The organism is Vibrio sp. V08_P9A1T1, from assembly GCF_963874405.1.
GTDB lineage: Bacteria > Pseudomonadota > Gammaproteobacteria > Enterobacterales > Vibrionaceae > Vibrio > Vibrio anguillarum.
This window is the reverse complement of sequence record NZ_CAWNIB010000128.1, coordinates 1-5,043: the sequence shown is the minus strand read 5'-3', so window position 1 is coordinate 5,043 and position 5,043 is coordinate 1. Positions and strand designations below refer to the sequence as shown.

4 protein-coding genes are annotated in these 5,043 nt (G+C 46.3%); 3 read left to right on the top strand and 1 reads right to left on the bottom strand.

Annotation, left to right across the window (positions count from 1 at the left end):
- Positions 1-2: 2 nt before the first annotated feature.
- A complete protein-coding gene (gene lrp, locus AACT21_RS06390) occupies positions 3-497 on the top strand; it encodes a leucine-responsive transcriptional regulator Lrp (protein ID WP_010317439.1) in 495 nt (164 codons plus the stop codon).
- A gap of 187 nt (positions 498-684) precedes the next feature.
- Positions 685-3,570: a DNA translocase FtsK gene (locus AACT21_RS06385; RefSeq protein WP_094163158.1), complete on the top strand. Its 2,886-nt coding sequence runs from the start codon at positions 685-687 to the stop codon at positions 3,568-3,570.
- Between the two features lie 104 nt (positions 3,571-3,674).
- Here the strand turns inward: AACT21_RS06385 and AACT21_RS06380 are convergent, their stop codons facing one another.
- A complete protein-coding gene (locus AACT21_RS06380; RefSeq protein ID WP_017041998.1) occupies positions 3,675-3,842 on the bottom strand; it encodes a hypothetical protein in 168 nt (55 codons plus the stop codon).
- Between the two features lie 306 nt (positions 3,843-4,148).
- Here AACT21_RS06380 and htpX point away from each other — a divergent pair, with 306 nt between their 5' ends.
- Positions 4,149-5,012: a protease HtpX gene (gene htpX, locus AACT21_RS06375; RefSeq protein ID WP_013857168.1), complete on the top strand. Its 864-nt coding sequence runs from the start codon at positions 4,149-4,151 to the stop codon at positions 5,010-5,012.
- The last annotated feature ends 31 nt before the right edge of the window (positions 5,013-5,043 follow it).

The following is a 5,043-nucleotide window of genomic DNA, read 5'->3' as shown; positions in this document are numbered from 1 at the left end:
AAATGGCAGACAACTATAAAAGGCCGTCCAAGGATTTAGACCGTATCGATCGCAATATTTTGAATGAATTGCAGAAAGATGGTCGTATTTCGAATGTAGAATTATCAAAACGAGTGGGTTTATCTCCAACCCCCTGTTTAGAGCGTGTACGTCGTTTAGAGCGTCAAGGTTTCATTACCGGTTATACCGCGTTGTTGAATCCACAATATCTTGATGCTTCGCTGTTGGTATTTGTGGAAATTACATTGAATCGCGGTGCACCTGATGTGTTTGAACAGTTTAATACTGCGGTTCAAAAACTGGATGACATTCAAGAATGCCATCTTGTTTCGGGTGATTTTGACTATCTTCTCAAAACTCGAGTCTCTGACATGGGGGCGTATCGTAAATTGTTGGGTGATACGCTATTGCGTTTGCCCGGAGTCAATGACACTCGCACTTATGTTGTGATGGAAGAAGTTAAGCAAAGTAACCAGTTGGTTATCAAAACTCGATAACGCCAGATTGTCTGAATAGTGGTACTTCTTTCCACATTCTGACGTTCGCCAATTGGGTTTTTAACCTTGATGTGGTTAAATCACACAACAAACCGAGCGGCTTTTGCCGCTCGGACTGTTTTCACCCAAACCAACGCATCAAGCCGCAATAAACCTTGAGTGTTGGCGTTAATCAGAATCTAGGTTTATGTTCAAAGAGAACCAAAATAAAGTTGAGACCATTATTAAGACCAGCGAAGAGCCTCAGTCTTCACGCCTCAATGGATCGCAACGTCTGAAAGAGTGCGGGCTTATTGTCGCTGTGCTTGCCTCTGTGCTTCTTTCCATCGCTTTATTAACATTTAGTCCCGCCGATCCTTCATGGTCGCAAACCGCGTGGGGAGGCGATATTGAAAATGCAGGCGGTATTATTGGCGCATGGATTGCCGATACCTTGTTCTTTATTTTTGGATCGCTGGCCTACCCAATACCGCTCATGATTACCGTACTAGCATGGGTTTTTCTGCGTAAAAGAGAAGAGAATGAACCCCTTGATTTTGTGCTGTGGGGAACGCGTTTACTCGGCTTAACCATCTTGATTTTGACCAGTTGTGGCCTTGCGGATATCAACTTTGACGATATTTGGTATTTTTCATCTGGTGGTGTGATTGGGGATGTCTTAACCAGTTTGGCGCTGCCAACGCTTAATTTACTAGGCTCAACCCTAGTATTGCTCTTTTTATGGGGCGCTGGTTTTACGCTGCTAACGGGTATCTCTTGGCTAAGCATCGTGGAATGGTTAGGCACGATGAGTATTTCTCTTGGCGTTGCGTTGATCAATCGATTACGTGGTGAGAAAGATGAAGATATTGCGCCCGTTTTGTCGCCAATGGAGTTGTCACCGCTTGAATCATCATCCGCAGACTTAGCCGTTGTTGAGTCTAGTTCGCCAAATGAAGAATATGTCAAATCAGCCCTCGATGCGTTTGGGGCCGAGCAATACACGCCTGCGGTAGAGGTTGAAGAAGAGCTGGAACAGACTCACTCGCCAAGACGTTTTAATATTCACATGCCAGCGGCCAAAACTCAGGCTAACACTTCCCCTGAATTCAGTGACACTCACTCAGATGAAGCGTCATTTGATCGCAGCAAGCAACTTAGTGCAACGATTGAAGAGTTAGAATCTGTTGCGTTGGAAGAGGATGACCTTGCTCTTTCATCGGCAGACTGGGTAGATGAAAGAGCTAATGAGCATCAAGCATTAGCCAGTGCCGACCTCGATGCCAGTCAAGAAGCTCAGCAATATGCATGGGCAGAGGACGAAGAGGTAAGCGATCCGTCGCTTACGATGACAGAAGTTGATCTTGAAGTGTCGCGTGTTGAACCGGTTATTTCCAATTTGGATGTGCTGGATGAAGATGAATCAGATCAAGCGTTGGCTGCTGATCTTGATGTGATGTCAGAAGATGACGAGCCACCGTTAGGCCAGCAAGATAGCGATGTGACGGCTTTTCAGAACATGGTGTCTTCGGCTCAGGCCAATATGGCGGCCAAGCAAAACCCATTTTTAATGCAAAAAGAAACTAACCTGCCTAAACCGACGGAGCCACTACCGACGTTAGAGCTTCTGTATCACCCAGAAAAGCGTGAACACTTTATTGACCGAGAGGCATTAGAGGAGGTTGCTCGTTTGGTTGAATCTAAACTCGCGGATTACAAAATCCAAGCGCAAGTGGTTGATATCTTTCCGGGGCCGGTTATCACTCGTTTTGAATTAGATTTAGCTCCAGGCGTAAAAGTGAGCCGTATTTCTAGCCTATCGATGGATTTGGCGCGTTCTTTATCGGCAATGGCGGTGAGGGTGGTTGAAGTGATCCCCGGTAAACCTTATGTTGGTCTTGAACTGCCAAACATGAGTCGTCAAACCGTCTATTTGTCAGATGTTATAAAAAGCCGTCAATTCCAAGAAGCGAAATCACCCACGACCATCGTTTTAGGGCAAGACATTGCAGGCGAAGCATTGGTCGCGGATTTGGCCAAAATGCCGCACGTGTTGGTGGCTGGTACAACAGGCTCAGGTAAGTCGGTTGGGGTCAACGTGATGATCCTCAGCATGCTTTATAAAGCGAGCCCAGAAGACGTTCGCTTTATTATGATTGACCCGAAAATGTTAGAGCTATCGATCTACGAGGGTATTCCTCACCTGTTAGCTGAAGTCGTGACTGACATGAAAGACGCATCAAATGCTTTACGTTGGTGTGTGGGTGAAATGGAACGTCGCTATAAATTAATGTCTGTGCTTGGTGTGCGTAACATCAAAGGCTTCAATGATAAGCTAAAAATGGCTGCTGCTGCTGGCCACCCCATCCACGATCCTTTGTGGAGAGAAGGGGACAGTATGGAGAGTGAACCGCCACTGCTGGAAAAACTGCCTTACATTGTCGTGGTTGTTGATGAATTTGCTGATCTGATGATGGTGGTGGGTAAAAAAGTAGAAGAGTTGATCGCGCGTTTGGCACAAAAGGCTCGTGCTGCGGGTATTCACCTTATTTTGGCCACTCAGCGTCCATCGGTTGATGTGATCACCGGTTTAATCAAAGCGAATATTCCGACCCGCGTTGCGTTTACCGTTTCGACTAAAACCGACTCAAGAACTATTTTGGACCAAAGTGGTGCGGAATCACTGCTCGGTATGGGCGATATGCTCTATCTACCACCGGGTTCTAGCCACACGATCCGGGTTCACGGTGCGTTTGCCTCGGATGAAGATGTGCATGCGGTGGTAAACAACTGGAAAGCACGCGGTAAGCCGAACTACATAGAAGAGATCACTTATGGTGACCAAGGACCAGAAGCCTTGCTACCCGGTGAGAAGATGGAAAGTGATGAAGAAGTGGATCCGCTATTTGATCAAGTGGTTGAACATGTAGTGGAAACGCGTCGAGGTTCAGTTTCAGGTGTACAACGCCGATTTAAAATCGGTTACAACCGCGCTGCAAGAATTGTAGAGCAGCTGGAAGCACAAGGTATTGTGAGCGCTCCCGGCCATAATGGTAATCGCGAAGTACTATCGCCAGCGCCGCCGCGAGATTAATCACGGTCATTGTAGGCAACACAAACAAACAGCGCCACCCATGATGCCATGAGCGGCGCTGTTTCAATTTAGCTAGCATAAACTCTCGCCAGCCTTGCTAACGGCTATTTTTCTTGCATCAGCCCCATCAGTGCTTGTTGCGTGTCAGATATTTGTTGCTGCGCGGATGGTGTGCTGCCAATTCCCAATTGTTGTTTAGCTTCATCTTCAGAGAGACCTAAGTGGCAACACAGTAAATCAATCGCCATTTGATAGTTGCTCGTTTCAGCCATGATGCTGTCCTTTGTCCGTCGAAAATGTCTGTTTCCCATGCAATGTAGTCACTTTAGCTGGGACTCTCAATACGACCAAAGTCTTATGAGTTCAATTGCCCATCACGAGCTGTAAGGGTAGGTTAACCATCTTGCTGTTCAATAACAGATTTTAGAAAACTCGGCGTCAGACATTAAATGTTTCAATTTATCGCTTAACCTTGTTTTTCAAATCTTAGACTATATGTATATGAAAAATTGTGTAGGTTCATGCTAGCGTCGCTTGCAGCCTACACTCATAATAAGCTTTTCATTCGGAGATAAGTAATGAAGCGAGTCATGTTATTTCTAGCAACCAACCTTGCGGTGGTTCTGGTTCTTAGCCTTGTATTAAATATTGTTTATGCTGTGACGGGGATGCAGCCGGGCAGTTTATCTGGCTTGCTCGTCATGGCCGCGTTGTTTGGTTTTGGCGGCTCATTTATTTCATTATTGATGTCAAAGAGCATGGCTCTGCGCTCGGTAGGTGGAATGGTGATTGAAAGTCCACGTAACGAAACTGAGCATTGGCTAGTGCAAACGGTGCGTCGTCAAGCTCAGCAAGCGGGTATTGGTATGCCAACGGTAGCAATTTATGATTCACCGGACATCAACGCTTTTGCAACAGGCGCTAAACGTGATGATTCTCTCGTCGCTGTTTCAACGGGGCTATTGCACAGCATGACGCGTGACGAGGCCGAAGCGGTATTGGCGCATGAAGTGAGCCACATTGCCAATGGCGATATGGTCACGATGACTTTAATGCAAGGAGTGGTTAATACCTTCGTTATTTTCTTATCGCGCTTTATCGCAAACATCGTGTCGTCTCGAGATTCAGAAGAGGGTGGCGGTAGCAATATGATGGTTTATTTTGGCATCTCTATGGTGCTGGAATTGGTATTTGGCTTCCTCGCGAGCTTTATTACGATGTGGTATAGCCGTCATCGCGAATTCCACGCCGACGCAGGTGCAGCAAAGCTTGTGGGTAAACACAAGATGATTGCGGCGTTAGAGCGTTTAAAAATGGGGCAAGAATCTCAATTGGAAGGTTCCATGATGGCTTTTGGTATCAACGGTAAACGTTCAATGACGGAATTATTGATGAGTCACCCACCGCTTGATAAACGCATCGCCGCTTTGCGCAATAGTTAATCTAAGCTAACTAAAAAGAGAAGGCCAGCGA

Coding starts and splice junctions, on each gene's coding strand:
- htpX (WP_013857168.1), top strand. CDS start 4,149: ATGAAGCGAGTCATGTTATTTCTAGCAACCAACCTTGCGGTGGTTCTG.
- AACT21_RS06385 (WP_094163158.1), top strand. CDS start 685: ATGTTCAAAGAGAACCAAAATAAAGTTGAGACCATTATTAAGACCAGC.
- lrp (WP_010317439.1), top strand. CDS start 3: ATGGCAGACAACTATAAAAGGCCGTCCAAGGATTTAGACCGTATCGAT.
- AACT21_RS06380 (WP_017041998.1), bottom strand. CDS start 3,842: ATGGCTGAAACGAGCAACTATCAAATGGCGATTGATTTACTGTGTTGC.